The sequence below is a fragment of the Streptomyces sp. NPDC023541 genome, assembly GCF_055559995.1.
In genome coordinates, this window is the sequence record NZ_JBVHJO010000017.1 from 1 (window position 1) to 14,780 (window position 14,780).

The following is a 14,780-nucleotide window of genomic DNA, read 5'->3' on the forward strand; positions in this document are numbered from 1 at the left end:
CGGCCCACGACCGGGCATCAGCACGTTCCCCACCCATGACCTGACAAACGACCGACCTGCCCAACCGTCACGGCAAGCACCGTTGCAGTACTAGGCCGGGCTGCTCGGGATCTGGGCCGGGCTGCGGAAGACGGGCAGGGCCCACTCGGGGGGCTCCGGAGGTGGTGCGGCCACCACCTCCGTGGCGCGGCGGGGCTTCTGGTCCGGACGGGGGCCGTTCTCCGCGGCGACCCGCAGGGCCGCCACGAACTCCAGGCAGGATCCGTACCGGTCCTCCGGGACCTTGGCCAGTGCCTTGGCGAGTACCTCGTCGACGGCGGGGGCGATGTCCTGGCGGCGCTCGGTCAGGGGAGGCGGCGCGTCGTACTGGTGCGCCCACAGCAGGGCCGCGTCCTCCTCGCGCACGAAGGGCGGCCCGCCCGCGAGGGTCTCGTAGACGACGCAGGCCAGGCTGTAGAGGTCGCACCGGCCGTCCACCGGCCGGCCGGAGATCTGCTCGGGCGCCATGTAGTCGAGCGTGCCGACGAACTCCCCCGCCGTGGTGAACCCGCTCAGCGACAGGGACTTCTTCGTCAGGCCGAAGTCCGTGAGGTAGATGTGCTCCGGGTGGTCCCGGTCGGGCCCCGCCGCGACCAGGATGTTGCCGGGTTTGACGTCCCGGTGCACCAGGTCGTGGTCGTGGGCGGCGTCGAGGGCGGACGCCACCTGGGCGGCGATCCGCAGGGCGGTCGGGACGGGGAGCGGGCCCTCCCGGTCCAGCAGGCCCCGCAGGTCCAGCCCGGGTACGTACCGCATGGCGATGTAGAGCACGCCGTCGGTCTCGCCGGCCTCGAAGATCGGCACGATGTGCGGGTGCTCGATCGAGGCGGCCACCCTGGACTCGTGGGTGAAACGGCGCCGGAAGGTGTCGTCCCGGGCCCGCTCGGGGGCGATCAGCTTGATCGCGACCGTGCGGTCCAGGCGCAGGTCCTTGGCGCAGTAGACGACGGCCATGCCGCCTCGGCCGATCATGCGCTCGATCTTGTAACCGGCGATCTGCTGCCCGACCAGCCCGGAGGGCCGGCCCGTGTACTGGCTCAGGTCCGCGCCCATCAGGCGCCCCCCTTCCTCAGCATTGAATTCTATCGAGTGCCCCCTCCACCCGCCCGACGGGCACATCCCAGACATGGGGGGAAGGCGGCAGATAGCGCACGTCACGGTGTCCGCGTTCGCACGGAGCTTCGGGGGGACGGACGCGAGCGAGCCTGTACTCGCACGTCCGGAACGTCCAGGACCTGCGCGAGGGTGTGGCCGTGATCGCCGCCTTCGGCGACGCCTACCGGCAGTACGCGCTGCACCACCCCGGGCGGTACGCGGCCCCGCAGATCCAGCTGAACCCGGCTCGGGCCGCCGCCTCCCCGGACGCCTGCGGAGCACCGAGCCGACATACGGGATGCTGCGCGGCTACGGCCTCGGCGAACCGGACATGACCGACGCGGTCCGGCTGCTGCGCAGGGGCGGGGGTCGTGCCGGGGAGTGGACCACCACCATTCGCCGGATGGCGGGGCGGCGCCCGGATGGGTGGCGCGGCCGGGGAAAATGGGGGGCCGGCGCCCATGTGCGGGGAGCGCGGACGGCGTTGACTCGGGAGTGCCGATCGGCCGGCGCCAGTCCTACTCCAGCCGCGCGTCCCGCGCATTCGACCTTTCTAGGAGGTGAACCGGGTGAGCGTACTCAAGCCCCATCACACGGCGGCCCGCAGGACGCAGCGCGGCCCGGGATACCTGAACTGACCCGGCGGATCCGGGCGGGGGCGCTCCCCCGTGCCCCGGCCCGGATCCCGTCGTTCCCACCGGCTGCTGCCGGCGGCGCCTCGGACGATCACAGAGGCTGACAGCTCACATGCGCAACGAAAGAGGGGTCGACCGCTCTCTCTACGCCTCCACGACCCGGACGCCGGGCGTGGTTCGTCCGCGCGGCGACCGGTGGAGCCACCGGCACGTTCCGGCACCGCCGGAGCAGGACTGGAAGATCCACACCTCGGCGAGCCGCCGGCGGCGCGAAATCGCCGCCCCGATGATCGGCACCTGAGCGCACGCGGCACCGACTTCGAGGGCGCCCTCGATCCCACCGACTTCGCGATGCGGGGCGGAGGCCGACTCGCCACCGTCCACCCGCACGATGTCGAGGAGTTCAGGAGCTGCCTGCCCGGCCCGGCCCGCCTCCTGGGCGGCGTGGAGGGACCCTGCGTCCTGTCGGACGCGCACCACCGGGACAGCAAGGCGCTGTACCTGCGCCACGGCCCGTCCACGACGCCCGCACCGTCGACGTCTTCGGGCGCCGGCTGCCGTCCGCGCCGCGCCGGCCGACGACGCGGGGCCCCGGAGCCGTCCGTCGAGGGGGGTTCGGCGGGCTTGGGGAAGGTACTTCTGCGCTACGGGGACCTGGCCTCGGCCCGCGCCGTCCTGCGCGGCCTGGACCTGCGGTCCTCGGCCCCGCCCGGGGTACGCCTGCGGGATGTCTGGGGTCACCGTCGCGCTGCCGGCCGCGGCGGACTTCTCGGGCGACCCCTCGCACCGCGAGACGGCGCTGCGGCAGCTCGTGTGCGCGACGCCCACGGGCGGCCCCTGCTGGGGGTAGCCGGTGAGGATCTGCAGCGCTGCTCCACCGACTACCTGACCGGTTCTGTTCGGCGGGCGTGCGGCGGGCGTGCGGCGGGTGCTGTCCCGCATCAACTCCCCTGTTCGATCAGGGCGGCTCAGGCCGGATCAGGCCGGCACGGGCGGGACGAGGTCGCGGGCGGCGGTGGCGAAGGCACCGCGGTTCGGGTGGCCGGTCTTCTGCAGGACGCTCGCCACGTGCTTCTCGACGGTGCGCGGCGAGATGTGCAGCCGGCCGGCGATGTCCCTGTTGCTGATCCGTTCCGCGACCAGCCGGGCCACCTCGAACTCGCGGACGGTGATGCCGGACCTGCGCAGGTGCGGCGGCACCTGCTCGGTGCCCGTGCGCCGCTGCCGGACGGACGCGCCCATCCCGCGCAGCAGGGCCCGGCCGGCGGCGGCCGCATGGTGGTGGCCGGCGGCGTGGAAGTACTCCTCGGCCTCGCGCAGCCACTCGACCGGCGCGCCCCAGCCGTCCTCGTACGCCGTCCTCGCCACCAGCCGCAGGCACAGGTGGCGGGCCATGGGGTACGGGGCTGCCGCCGCCAGCGCCTCGTCCGCGACGGCCGTCGCCTGCTCACGGTGTCCTTCGCGGCCGAGGAGCACGGCGTGGGCGAGACCGGCGAACTGGCGGTTCCAGCGGGTGCCGCCGGCGCCGGCGTCCGTGAGGCCGCCGCAGTGCCGACGGCCCATGCGTCCGGCCAGTACGCCGAGGAGTACGGCGATGCCGTGCCGGCCGAAGTCGCCGGTGGCCGGGTTCTCGGTGTCGTAGGCGAGCGCCCGCGCCAGCTCCTGTTCCGCGGCGTCGTGCCGCTCCTCCAGCAGCGAGCAGAAGGCCCGGGCCAGTCCGTACGACATGGCGCGCAGGCCGGGCGCGGCGTCGAGGTACGGCTCAAGTCGCTCCAGCGCCCCGCTCATCTCGGCGCGGCGTCCTTGGTGGGCGTACCGTACGGCGTCGGCGAGCCGGAACATGGCGAGGGGCCGGTCCAGGCCCAGGCCGGAGGCTTCGGCCGTCCCCCGGCCGATCCCGTCGCGGGCCTCGTCGAAGGCGCACCGCTGGATGCGCTCCAGTGCGAGGGCGAAGCCGGCCTCGTGTGCCGGCGGCAGCAGGCCCCGGCGCCGGGCTGCCTGCCGGGCCTGCTCCAGGCGGGTCGGCCGCTCGTCGTGTCCGGCCGCGGTGATGGCCAGCTCTACGTCGGCAGCCGCGCGCGGCACGGGGAGTCTGTGGGCGAGGGCGATCGCGCGGGCCCGCTCGAAGTGGGCCGTCGCCGCGGACTCGTCCTGGGGCCGGGCCAGTTGGCCGAGCAGCAGCAGGGCTCCGCACTCGACGTCCGGCCGGCCGCCGGCGCGGGCGGCGTCCAGGGCCCGGCGGGCGAGCCGGGCGGCGGTGTGCAGCCGGTCGGGGGCGGGCCTGCCCAGCTCGGCGTGGGCGGCCGCGAGGTCCACCAGGGCGCTGTGGCCGTCGGCGGGACGGCCGGGGAGCAGCGAGCGGGCGGTGTCGAGCTGGCGCAGGGCTTCGGCCGGGCGGCCGGTCAGGGTGGCGATGGCGCTGAACCGGGCGTGGATCCCGGCCCGACGGGCCGCGGGAATGCCCTGGTCGACGGTGTGCGGGGCCGGTATCCGGTCGAGGCGGGCCGAGCGGGCGGCCGTGTCCAGCAGCATTTCGAGCACCGTGGCGTGCAGTTCGGGTGGCGCGGTGCCGGGTTCGAGGAGGCGGTGGGCCCGGGTGAGCAGTTCCAGGGCCTGCTCCGAAGGCTGTTCCGGGGTGTGTTCCGGGCTGGTCCCGTCCGTCGCCCACCGCGCCGCTTCGCAGTACAGGCGTACGGCTTCACGGACTTCGCCGGCGTGTTCGTACAGCCGGGCGGCGTGTGCGCGCCAGGCTCCGGGCAGTTGCGGGTGGAGGTGGGCCAGTGAGCGGGCCGCGCTCCGCGCGTGCCGGGCGCGTTCGCCCGGCCCGAGGTCGTCGAGGAGTGCCTCGGCCGCCAGCGGGTAGCGGAAGGCGTACCACCGGCTGCCCGGCCCGTCCGGTGTGATCAGGGACGAGGCGAGGGCGGCGCGCAGGACCTCGGACAGGGCCGTGTGGTCGACGCCCATGGCGTGCTCCAGTACCGGCAGGGGGAAGCGCCGGCCGAACAGGGCTGCCGTGCTCAGGAACCGCGTGCCGAGCGGCCCGAGCGATGCGGTCCGGCGCCTGATGTCGTCGGCGACGGTGGAGGGTACGGCCACCGTCCGGTCGCCGTGGTGGGCGGGGCGGCCGGCGTGGTCGCGGACGAGTTCCTTGACGACGAACGGGATGCCGGCGCTGCCGGTCACCGCGCGGTGCAGGAGTTCGGGGCAGACCTCCCCCGGTGCGACGCCGAGCTCGGCCGCGACGAGGAGGCGTACGTCGGGGTGGGTCAAGGGGGTCAGGTCGAGCGTCTCGGCCGCCTCCCGCCGGCGGGCGCGCAGGGCCAGTTCGGCCGCCGCGCGGGGGGTGGGCCCCGCGACGAGCAGGAGTACGGCCGGCTGGTGCCCGATGTTGTCGAGGAGGTACTCGACGACGGCCAGGGTGCCGGCGTCGGCGTCGTGCAGGTCGTCGAGGACGAGCAGGCAGCCCCGCTGCCGTCCGACGGCCGTGAGCAGACGGAGCACCGTTTCGGCGACGGTGAGGGGTGACGGTGCGCGGTACGCGGCGCCCGGAGCGTCGGCCGCGCCCGGGGGGTCCGCCGCGCCCCGGGTGTCGCTCAGCAGTCCGGCCATGACGGGGCCGTAGCCGCCCAGTTCCTCCGGACCGGGCAGCAGCCCGGCACGGGCGAGCAGGAGCAGCGCCTCGACGAGCGGCCGGTAGGGGACGGGCGGGCCGACGGTGCTGGCCCGCCCGCGTACGGTGACCATGTCCGCCGCGGCGGCCTCGGCGAGGGCCGCGGTGGCGAGCCGGGTCTTGCCGACGCCGGGCTCGCCGGTGACGAACAGGGCTCCGCCCCGCCCGGACCGGGCGGCGGCCAGTGCGGCCGCGATCCGCCCCATCTCTGCCGTACGCCCGACGAGGTGTCCCCGCCCCCGGTGCGGGCCGCAGACGGGGTCCGTGGCGGTGCGGTCCTCGGCCGGCCCTGCCGGCCCTCCCGACCCGAGTGCGGTCACCGGCTCGTCCCCTTCCCGGCGGGCCGTCCGAGGCACCGCCGGGACAACCGTACGAGAGGCGCGGGTGCCCTCTGAAGCCGTCCGTTTGGGGGGCTTGCGCCGGGCGTCAGCCCCCGTCGAGGCTGTCCTCCCGTACCCGCAGGGCGAGGTCGAGCTTGGTGTAGGTGGGGCGTCCCGCCTGCTGGTACTTGGCCTTGACGCGGTCGAGGTAGTCCTTGGCCGTGTGGACGGTGATGCCGGCGCGCCGGGCCGCGGACTTGAGGGTCATGCCGGACGCGTAGTCGAGCAGGATCTGGCGTTCCCGGGGCGAGAGCCGGGGGCGGGCGGGACTGTCGTCGTAGGCGCAGGCGAAGGCGAGTTCCATGGAGTGGGCGCCCCGGCCCTCCGCCACGTCCTTGACGGCGGCGACCAGGGTCGGCAGGTCGTGGTCCTTGGTCAGGTACCCGTCGGCGCCCGCCCGGATCGCCTCGATGATCCGGGAGCGGTCCGGCACCGTGCTGATCATGAGGACGCGGCTCCCGGTGCGCAGCAGCCTGCGGATGTTGTCGGCGGGGTCCGAGCCGTCCCGCAGGACGAGGTCGAGGAGGACGACGTCGGCCGGGGCGCGCTGCGGGTCGCCGCACCGGCCCGGGTCCGCGAGGAGTTCCCCGACGGTGGCGACGGTCGCGACGAGCCGCAGGTCGGGTACGCCGCCGAGCCAGGCCCGCAGTCCGTCGCGGAGCATCCGGTCGTCGTCGACCACCGCGACCGTGATCACCCGGGCCATCTCAGCTCCACCCGTACGCCCTCGCCGGGGGCGGTGTCCACGGCGGCCCGGCCTCCCGCCTCGGTCATCCGGCCGTGGACCGAGCCGCGCAGGCCGAGGCCGGGCTCGCACCGAGCGGGGTCGAATCCCGGGCCGCGGTCGACCACGGTGACGACGGCTCCGCCGCCGCCGTCCGGGTCCGCGGTGGCGGTGAGGTAGGCGTGGCCGGTGCCGGCGTGGCGCCGTACGTTGTTGAGGGCTTCCCGTACGGCGTGTCCCAGTGCGGCGGCCACGTCGGGCGGTACCTGCGGCAGGGCGTGGTACTGGGCGGTGACCCGCAGTCCGAGGCTTTCCACGGAGCCGACGGCCTCCTCCAGTGCGGCGCCCAGCTCCCGGTGCGGGACCTCGTCGGCGGTCTGCTGGATCAGGCGGCGCAGGTAGGCGGCCTCGCGGGCGCACCGCTGCCGTACTTCGGGGGCGTTGGCGTCCACGGTGCCGGCCGCCAGGGTGGTCAGGGTGGCGAGGACGGTGTCGTGCAGGGCCCGGTGGTGTTCGAGGCGTTCGGCGTAGCGGGCCTTGTGCGCTTCCGCGGCCAGCGCGCGGGCGTTGGCCTCGTCGAGGAGGCGGCCCTGGCGGAGCAGGTACCAGCGGAAGGCATAGGTCATCACGGCGGACGACACCAGCGAGTTGAGGTGGCCGACGACGACGGCGGGGGTCGCGCCCACGGCCTGGTAGCCGATGAAGTGGGTCAGTACGAGGAGCGCCACCACGGCGAGGGCATGGAGGCGGTCGAGGGCGATGGCCGCGGTGGCGCTCGCCGATCCGCCGAGCAGCATCGCCCAGGCGATGACGGGGGGTTCGCGCACGCCTCCCCAGGCGCACAGGGCCAGGGGCAGGACGCATCCGGTCACGATGACGTCGGCCCAGATGTGCCGCCGGTCGAACCGGCCGCGTCGCAGGGCCGTGCCGTAGGTCAGCACGCTGAGGCCCAGGGCGGCGGCCAGGCCCAGGTGTTGCAGGGGCGGGTTCCACGGGCGGTGGGCGACGGCCATGACGGCGACCGTGAGGTGGCTGCCCCGGTAGAGCAGGGTGGCCACGATCAGGAAGGACTGGGCCCGGTCCGTCCCCGACCTCACGGAGGCCGTTGCGCGCAGTGCTCGTATGCGGCGTATCTGTAAGGACTGCAACGCCAGAACCACTCCTCCCCAATCCGTGGGCGGCGCGGGGTCCCAGGGGGGCGTGCCGTAGGGGACGGATGTGCCGCGAAGCCCGCAATTGCCAGTGACACCAGGCATTTTGCCCCAACCGGTGCACGCCAGAAAGGCACGTCCCGGACGGTCGGTACCGGGCCGAGGCCGATTTCACCGCCCGCGGCGGACGGCCGGGCCGGTTCGGGCGGTCCCGGCGCCGCGGAAGGAGTGCCGGTAGGCGGCGGGCGGGACTCCGACGATGCGTTTGAACTGGCGTCGCAGCGTGGTCGCGGTGCCCATGCCGGTGGCGAGGGCGACGGTCTCGATGCTCTCGTCGGTGGCCTCCAGCAGCTCCTGCGCGCGGCGTACGCGCTGGGTGAGGAGCCACTGCATCGGGGTCTGCCCGACCACCGACCGGAACTGCCGTCCGAGGTTGCGGGGGCTCGTGTGCGCCTCGCGCGCCATGTCGGTGACGGTCAGCGGCCGGTCGAGCCGCTGCTGGGCCCAGGCGAGCACGTCGGCTAGCCGGTGGTCGCCCCGGGCCTGGACGGGGGTGCCCACGAACTGGGCCTGTCCGCCGGGGCGGTGCGGTGACATGACGAGGCGGCGGGCGACGGCGTTGGCGACGGCGGCGCCGTGGTCGAGGTGGACCAGGTGCAGGCAGAGGTCCACGGCGGCGGCCTTGCCCGCGGCGGTGAGGACGCTGCCGTTGTCCGTGTAGAGCACGTCCGGGTCGACGACGGCCAGCGGGTGGCGTGCCGCGAGCTCCGCGGTGTGCGCCCAGTGGGTGGTGGCCCGCCGGCCGTCGAGCAGGCCGGCGGCGCCGAGTACGAACGCCCCGGTGCACAGGGAGGCGACGCGGGCTCCGGCCTCGTGGGCGGCACGGACGGCCTCGACGAGCTCGGGCGGCGGGGGGACGTCCACGTCGGCGCAGGCGGGGACGATCACGGTGTCGGCGGCGGCCACCCGGTCGAACCCGTGGTCGGGTTCGACCGTGAACGGGCCGACCCGCACCGGGCCGGGCCCGCAGAGCTGCACGTCGTACCAGCCGTCGGTTGCCTCGCGCGGCGGGTTGCCGAAGATCTCGTAGGCCACCCCCAGTTCGAAGTGCAGGAGGTCTCCGGCGGTGGGGAGCACGACGGTCGGCATGTCCGAAAGTGTACGGGCGGTGTCGTTGCGGACCATCACGGCCGGGCTCCCGCCACGGCGAGACTTGGCCCGTCGGCACGTCGAGAGCAGGGGGAAGCCATGGGTACAGCGGCAGTGGTGGTCTACGGGGCGACCGGACACACCGGCCGGTTCGTCGTCGCCGAACTGCGACGGCGCGCGATCGCCGTCATCGTCTCGGGCCGGGACGCGTCCCGGCTGGAGGCGCTGGCCGCGCGGTGGGGAGACGTGGAGGTGCGCCCCGCCACCGTCGACGACGCCGGGTCGCTGGACCGAGCCCTCGCCGGTGCTGCGGCCGTCGTCAACTGCGCCGGGCCCTTCGCGGTGACCGCGGGCCCGGTCGTCGAGGCGGCTCTGCGGGCGGGTATCCCGTACCTGGACGTCGCGGCGGAACTGGAGGCGAACGTCGCGACGTTCGCCGACCACGAGCGGGCGGCCGCCGCGGCAGGCACGCCCGTGGTGCCCGCGATGGCGTTCTTCGGCGGTCTGGGCGACCTGCTGGTGACGGCGGCGATGGGCGACTGGACCTCCGCGGAAGTGGTGCACGTCGCCTATGGATTGAACAGCTGGCACCCGACGTCCGGCACCCGGGCGGCGGGCCGGGTGTCCCACGAGCGCCGCGCGGGCCGCCGTGTGCGGTTCGCGGACGGCGCGCTCCAGTACCACGACGACGCGGCGAGGGAAGAGGACTGGGTCTTTCCGGAACCGCTGGGCCGCCGGTCGGTGATCGCGGAGTTCACCATGGCCGACGCCGTGACCGTGCCCACCCACGTGGCCGTGCCGGAGGTCCGTACCTACATGACCGTCGAAGCCGCGGGGGACCTGGCCGCCGAGGACACCCCGGCGCCGGAACCGGCCGACGACCTGGGGCGGTCGGACCAGACGTTCGTCGTGGACGTGGTGGTGGGTTCGGGTGGCGTCGAGCGCCGGGCCACGGCCCGCGGCCGGGACATCTACGCGGTCACCGCGCCCCTGGTGGTGGAGGCCCTCGAACGCGTACTGTCCGGGCGCACGCGGACCACGGGGGTCGCGTCGGCCGGTGCGATGTTCGACGCGGCCGACTTCCTGCGGGCACTGGCCCCCCACGTGTCGGTGGAGTTCCCGCGCTGAACGGGCGGGCGGTGGGGGTGGCCGCACTCCCGTTGGGGGGTCAGCCGTAGTGAGTGGACACCGCCCCCGCCCCTAGCGTCTCGCTGTATGACACATGGACAGAACACGGTGAAGAACGGCAGCTTGGGACCGGGGCGGCCATGGCGCGCCCGGCGGTACGCCGTGGCTCCCGCCCTGGCCCTGGCCGTACTGGCCGCCGCCGTCCCGGCGGCGTACGCGACGGCCGCCCCGGCGCAGGGCGGCGGGGACGGCCTCGACCGCTTCCACCGGCAGCGCCTCGCCTGGGGCAGCTGCGCCAAGGGCCCGGACGACACGGCGGGTCACGCCCTGGACGGGGCCGGCGTGAGCTGCGCCGATGTGACCGTCCCACTGGACTACGCGGACCCCCGCGGCCGCACGATCAGCATCGCCGTCTCGCGGCTCAGGGCCACCGACACCCGCCACCGCATCGGCGCCCTCCTCCTCAACAACGGCGGCCCCGGCGGCACCGCCGTCGAGTCCCCTCCGCACATCCGTGAGGCGATGAAGGAGGTCGGCGCGCGCTACGACATCATCGGTTTCGACCCGCGGTTCGTCGGCCGCAGCACCCCGCTGGACTGCGGCTGGCCCGTCGGCACGGCGTGGTTCTCGGCCGGCTCCGCCCGGGCCGGCTTCGAGCGCCAGGTCGCCCTCCAGAAGGACCTGGCCGCCAAGTGCCGTGCCGCCGGCGCCTCGGTGCTGCCGCACATCAGCACCCGCAACACCGCCCGCGACATGAACGTCATCCGCGGCGCGCTCGGCGAGCGGAAGATCTCCTACCTGGGCTACTCCTACGGCACCTACCTGGGCACGGTCTACACGCAGATGTTCCCCGGGCGCCATGACCGGGTCGTCCTCGACGGGGCCGTCACCCCCGGCGACTACAAGGCCCGGCTGCTGCAAGGCGCCGAACCCGAGAACGAACGGGCGCTCTCGGACTGGGCCGCCTGGGCCGCCGGGCGGCACGACGCCTACGGGCTGGGCCGCACCCGCGCCGAGGTCCTCGCCACCGTCGACGCCGTCGTCAGGGCGTCGGCGCGGGGACCTCTGACCGTCGGCGCCGGCCCGGACGTCTTCCGGCTCGACGACTCGCACATCCCGTTGATCCTGTTCATGGGGATCGCGGACGACACCGACCCGGCGCGGGCCGCCCTGGCGGAGCAGGTGTCCGCCCTGGCCCGGGCGGCGCACGGACAGCCCGCACCGCTGTCGCCGGACTTCGCCCGGCTGCTCCGGTACACGCTGGGCGGCGAGCAGGCGATCTCGGGCGGCGTCCAGGCCGCGATCATCTGCGGGGACGTCGCCGCCCCGCGCGATCCCGAGGTCTACTGGCGCGACATCGAGCGCAGCCGGGCCGCGCACCCGCTGTTCGGGCCGCTGACGAACAACATCGGCCCCTGCGCCTTCTGGGACCGGCCGCGGGAAGCGCTCACCCAGGTGCGGCGTGACGTCCCCGCGCTGATCGTCGCGGCCACCGGGGACCCGCGCACCACCTACCGGAGCAGCGTCGAGCTGCACGAGCAGCTGCCGAGTTCGAAGCTGATCACCCTCGAGGGCGCCAACCGCCACGGCCTCTACGGCGAGTACGGCAACCCCTGTGTCGACGACGCGGTCAACGCCTACCTCGCCTCCGGAAAGCTGCCGCAGCAGGACCGTACCTGCGGCGCCCGCCCGACCTCCGATTGACATTCTTGCACTCCAAGTGCAAGCGTAAAGCTGCACAGTAAGTGCAATATATTGCCGTCGGATCGTGGAGGGCCCGGATGTTCCTCACCATGGGGCGCTGGTGCGCCCGTCGGCCGAGACGGGTGATCGGGGCCTGGCTGATGCTGCTCCTCGTGCTCGGCGGCGCCGTCATGGCTTGCGGCCGGGTGACCAGCGAGGCGGTGACCATTCCGGGCAGCGACAGCCAGGCCGCGCTCGACACGGCGGCGACGGCCTTCCCCGGCCCGGCCTCCGGCAACCAGCCCCTCGTCCTGCGCACCGGGCCCGACGGTCCGGACCTGACCGGCGAGAGCGCCCGGGAAGCCGTGGAGCGCAGCGCCCGGGCCATCGCCGAGGTCCCGCACGTGGTGAGCGTGGCCGTGCCCTACGAGCGTGGCGGCGCCGCCGGGATGAGCCGCGACGGGCACACCGCCTACCTCACCGTGGGCCTCGACGTCAGCGGCCGCGACATCAGCCCCGAACTGTCGGAGCGGATCACCGACGCGGCCGGACCGGCCGAAGCCGCCGGGATCGAGGTCACGGCGGGCGGCGACCTGGCGGCCGCCGTCGACCGGCCGGACACCGGGCACAGCGAGCTCATCGGCCTCGGTGCCGCCGCCGTGATCCTCTTCGCCGGCTTCCGGAAGGCGGCCGCGGCCGGGCTGCCCCTGGCCATCGGCGTCGCCGGGCTGGTGGCCTCGCTGGCCGCCGTCGGCCTGGTCGGGCACCTCATGGACATGCCATCCTCCGCCACCACCATCGCCGCGATGATCGGCCTCGGCGTGGGCATCGACTACACGCTGTTCTGCCTCACCCGGTTCCGGGAGTTCCGCGGCCGGGGCGTGCCTGCCGCCGAGGCCGCCGCCCTGGCCACGGCCACGGCCGGGAAGGCCTCCGCCTTCGCCGGATGCGCCGTGATCGCGGCACTGGCCGGGCTGGCTCTCGGCGGGCTGCCGCTGCTGCGCGCCCTGGCGCTGGCGCCCGCGATCGCGGTCCTCGTCGCGGTGGCCGCGACCCTCACCCTGCTGCCCGCACTGCTGAGCCTGCTGGCCCGATTCCTCGGCGAAGCCCGGGAGGAGGGCGCCGCCGCACCGGACGGGGCGCAGGTGCCCGCCCCCGCGGGCCGCGGCTGGCAGCGGATCGCCGAGCGCGTCACGGCCCGGCCCCGGCGCCACCTGCTCGCCGGCCTCGCCCTGCTCCTGCTGCTCGCCGCGCCCGCCACCCAGCTGTCCTTCGGGCAGCTCGACGCCGGCGACAAGCCCGTCGGCTCGGCCGGCCGCACCGCCTACGACCAGCTCTCGGACGCGTTCGGACCCGGCGTCAACGGCCCCCTCCAGGTGACCGACACCCTGGCCGCGCCCGCCGCCGGCCCCCAGGACCCCCGGGTGGCCAAGGTGTCCGCCGCCCTGGCTGCCGCCCCCGGCGTGGCCTCGGTGAGCCCGCCGCAGCTCACCGCCGACGGCCGCACCGTCCGCTGGCAGATCACACCCGCCACCGGCCCCGGCGACCCGGCGACCGCCCGGCTGGTCGGCACCCTGCGCGGCGACACCCTGCCCGCGGCCACCGCCGACGGGGCGGGGACGGCACACGTCGGCGGGGCCGCGGCCGCCGTCACCGACCTCAACGACCGCCTCGCGGACCGGCTGCCCGCCGTGATCGGGACCGTGGTGCTCGTGGCCGGACTGCTGCTCCTGGCGGCCTTCCGCTCACCGCTCCTCGCTCTGAAGGCCGCCGTGCTCAACCTGCTGTCGGTGGCCGCCGCGTACGGGGTGCTCACCGCGGTGTTCCAGTGGGGCTGGGGGGCGGAACTCATCGGCCTGGAAGGCCCGGTCCCCGTGCCCGGCTACGTACCGCTGGTGATGTTCGCCGTCCTCTTCGGCCTCTCCATGGACTACGAGGTGTTCCTCCTGACCTCGGTGCGCGAGAAGTGGCTGGCGAGCGGCGACAGCCGGCAGGCGGTGGTCGCGGGCCTCGCCTCGACCGGCGGGATCATCACCTCCGCCGCACTGATCATGGTGAGCGTCTTCCTCGCGTACCTGCTCTCGGACGACCCCGTGGTGAAGATGTTCGGCACCGGGCTCGCCGCGGCCGTCGCCCTCGACGTCACCGTCGTGCGCGGCCTGCTGGTCCCCACCACCATGGCACTGCTCGGGGACCGCGGCTGGTGGCTGCCCCGCCGCCTCGACCGGCTCCTGCCCGAGCTCGACATCGAGGGCAGCGCCCACACACTGCCGGCCGAACGGCCCGGTACCGTCGCCGCGGCCGCAGCCGGCGGACGCGGCGAGACCACCGACACCAGCACCCTTCCCACCCCGTGAGGTTCCGTATGCTCCCCCGCACCACCCCACGGCCCGGCGACACCGCAGGCCGCCGTCCGTCCCGGCACGTCGCCCGGCCGCCCCGCTCCGGGCGCCGCCGCACCCTGCTCGCGGCCGGCCTGGCCGGTGCACTGCTGCTCGCGCTGCCCGTCACCGACTCGGTCGCCCGAGGCCTGGCCGAGGGGCGGCTCGCGGACCGGATCAGCGAGCGGCAGACGCGTCTCGAGGGACGCCCGGACGTGTCCATCGAGGGGCTGCCCTTCCTCCTCCAGGCCGCCCGCGAGACCTACCCCGAGGTACGGGTGAGGGCCGACGCGACGACCGACCGCGGCAGCCGGGTCAAGGCCGACGTCACCCTCGACAACGTCACCCGCGAGGGCGACGGCTTCACGGCGGACTCGGCGTCGGCCCGCTTCACCGCCCCCTACTCCTCGCTGGGCGACGGCCCGGGCGGCGACACCCGGATCTCCGACGCCGGCAACGGCCAACTCCTCATCCGACGCAGCGTGCTGGGCGCACCCGTGGTGCTGACGGCGGGCGTCGAACTCCACGACGGCGTCGTCTCCCTGCGCCCGACGGCCGCCTCGGTGGCCGGCCGGACCCTGGACCCGGACAGCCCGCTCGTCGCACAGGCGCTCGCCCGGCAGACCCGTACCCTGCCCGAACTGCCCCTGGGCCTGCAGCCCGCGGGTGTGTCGGTGGGCGCGGACGGCGTGACGGTGACCGCGCGGGCCGAGGGCGTCCGCCCGGTCTGAGGGCCCGTCGGGTG

At 75.0% G+C, this 14,780-nt stretch carries 11 protein-coding genes and 2 pseudogenes; 8 read left to right on the forward strand and 5 right to left on the reverse strand.

Annotation, left to right across the window (positions count from 1 at the left end; all coding sequences use genetic code 11):
• Window positions 1-90: 90 nt before the first annotated feature.
• Complete coding sequence (locus tag ACZ3X1_RS30425) at window positions 91-1,092, reverse strand: serine/threonine-protein kinase (RefSeq protein WP_356814246.1); 1,002 nt, start codon at window positions 1,090-1,092, stop codon at window positions 91-93.
• A 73-nt stretch (window positions 1,093-1,165) separates the two neighbouring features.
• Here ACZ3X1_RS30425 and ACZ3X1_RS30430 point away from each other — a divergent pair.
• The 4 genes and pseudogenes from ACZ3X1_RS30430 to ACZ3X1_RS30445 all read left to right on the forward strand — a co-directional run.
• Window positions 1,166-1,492, forward strand: a pseudogene (locus tag ACZ3X1_RS30430) (TetR-like C-terminal domain-containing protein); the annotation flags it as partial.
• A gap of 389 nt (window positions 1,493-1,881) precedes the next feature.
• Complete coding sequence (locus tag ACZ3X1_RS30435) at window positions 1,882-2,070, forward strand: hypothetical protein (protein ID WP_467281810.1); 189 nt, start codon at window positions 1,882-1,884, stop codon at window positions 2,068-2,070.
• 50 nt (window positions 2,071-2,120) lie between these two features.
• Window positions 2,121-2,285, forward strand: a pseudogene (locus tag ACZ3X1_RS30440) (class III lanthionine synthetase LanKC N-terminal domain-containing protein); the annotation flags it as partial.
• A gap of 211 nt (window positions 2,286-2,496) precedes the next feature.
• The gene (locus ACZ3X1_RS30445; RefSeq protein ID WP_467281812.1) at window positions 2,497-2,619 is read left to right on the forward strand and encodes a hypothetical protein; all 123 of its coding nucleotides are present in this window, start codon (window positions 2,497-2,499) and stop codon (window positions 2,617-2,619) included.
• A 128-nt stretch (window positions 2,620-2,747) separates the two neighbouring features.
• Here ACZ3X1_RS30445 and ACZ3X1_RS30450 read toward each other — a convergent pair whose 3' ends face one another.
• From ACZ3X1_RS30450 to ACZ3X1_RS30465, 4 genes are all read right to left on the reverse strand, one after another.
• Window positions 2,748-5,759 (reverse strand): helix-turn-helix transcriptional regulator, encoded by a 3,012-nt coding sequence (locus tag ACZ3X1_RS30450; RefSeq protein WP_467281814.1) that lies wholly within the window; start codon window positions 5,757-5,759, stop codon window positions 2,748-2,750.
• A 106-nt stretch (window positions 5,760-5,865) separates the two neighbouring features.
• Entirely contained in the window at window positions 5,866-6,525 is a 660-nt protein-coding gene (locus tag ACZ3X1_RS30455; protein ID WP_467281816.1) for a response regulator, read from the reverse strand.
• Window positions 6,513-7,640, reverse strand: coding sequence for a sensor histidine kinase (locus ACZ3X1_RS30460; protein ID WP_356814251.1), 1,128 nt, complete (start codon window positions 7,638-7,640; stop codon window positions 6,513-6,515). The genes ACZ3X1_RS30455 and ACZ3X1_RS30460 overlap by 13 nt, the downstream gene beginning before the upstream one ends.
• Window positions 7,641-7,865: 225 nt before the next feature.
• Window positions 7,866-8,843 carry a helix-turn-helix domain-containing protein gene (locus ACZ3X1_RS30465; RefSeq protein ID WP_467281818.1) on the reverse strand — a complete coding sequence of 326 codons (978 nt, stop codon included), beginning with the start codon at window positions 8,841-8,843 and terminating at the stop codon, window positions 7,866-7,868.
• Between the two features lie 99 nt (window positions 8,844-8,942).
• Here ACZ3X1_RS30465 and ACZ3X1_RS30470 point away from each other — a divergent pair, with 99 nt between their 5' ends.
• The 4 genes from ACZ3X1_RS30470 (at window position 8,943) to ACZ3X1_RS30485 (ending at window position 14,766) form a co-directional block, all read left to right on the forward strand.
• Window positions 8,943-9,971 carry a saccharopine dehydrogenase NADP-binding domain-containing protein gene (locus ACZ3X1_RS30470; RefSeq protein WP_467281820.1) on the forward strand — a complete coding sequence of 343 codons (1,029 nt, stop codon included), beginning with the start codon at window positions 8,943-8,945 and terminating at the stop codon, window positions 9,969-9,971.
• A gap of 87 nt (window positions 9,972-10,058) precedes the next feature.
• A complete protein-coding gene (locus tag ACZ3X1_RS30475) occupies window positions 10,059-11,675 on the forward strand; it encodes an alpha/beta hydrolase (protein ID WP_467281822.1) in 1,617 nt (538 codons plus the stop codon).
• Between the two features lie 77 nt (window positions 11,676-11,752).
• A complete protein-coding gene (locus tag ACZ3X1_RS30480; protein WP_467281824.1) occupies window positions 11,753-14,011 on the forward strand; it encodes an MMPL family transporter in 2,259 nt (752 codons plus the stop codon).
• Between the two features lie 8 nt (window positions 14,012-14,019).
• Entirely contained in the window at window positions 14,020-14,766 is a 747-nt protein-coding gene (locus ACZ3X1_RS30485) for an LmeA family phospholipid-binding protein (protein ID WP_467281826.1), read from the forward strand.
• Window positions 14,767-14,780 lie beyond the last annotated feature (14 nt).

Excerpts from the sequence above, each read along its gene's own strand:
- ACZ3X1_RS30445 (WP_467281812.1), top strand. The coding sequence starts at position 2,497 with ATGTCTGGGGTCACCGTCGCGCTGCCGGCCGCGGCGGACTTCTCGGGC.
- ACZ3X1_RS30470 (WP_467281820.1), top strand. The coding sequence starts at position 8,943 with ATGGGTACAGCGGCAGTGGTGGTCTACGGGGCGACCGGACACACCGGC.
- ACZ3X1_RS30465 (WP_467281818.1), bottom strand. The coding sequence starts at position 8,843 with ATGCCGACCGTCGTGCTCCCCACCGCCGGAGACCTCCTGCACTTCGAA.
- ACZ3X1_RS30425 (WP_356814246.1), bottom strand. The coding sequence starts at position 1,092 with ATGGGCGCGGACCTGAGCCAGTACACGGGCCGGCCCTCCGGGCTGGTC.
- ACZ3X1_RS30435 (WP_467281810.1), top strand. The coding sequence starts at position 1,882 with ATGCGCAACGAAAGAGGGGTCGACCGCTCTCTCTACGCCTCCACGACC.
- ACZ3X1_RS30485 (WP_467281826.1), top strand. The coding sequence starts at position 14,020 with ATGCTCCCCCGCACCACCCCACGGCCCGGCGACACCGCAGGCCGCCGT.
- ACZ3X1_RS30455 (WP_467281816.1), bottom strand. The coding sequence starts at position 6,525 with ATGGCCCGGGTGATCACGGTCGCGGTGGTCGACGACGACCGGATGCTC.
- ACZ3X1_RS30475 (WP_467281822.1), top strand. The coding sequence starts at position 10,059 with ATGACACATGGACAGAACACGGTGAAGAACGGCAGCTTGGGACCGGGG.
- ACZ3X1_RS30480 (WP_467281824.1), top strand. The coding sequence starts at position 11,753 with ATGTTCCTCACCATGGGGCGCTGGTGCGCCCGTCGGCCGAGACGGGTG.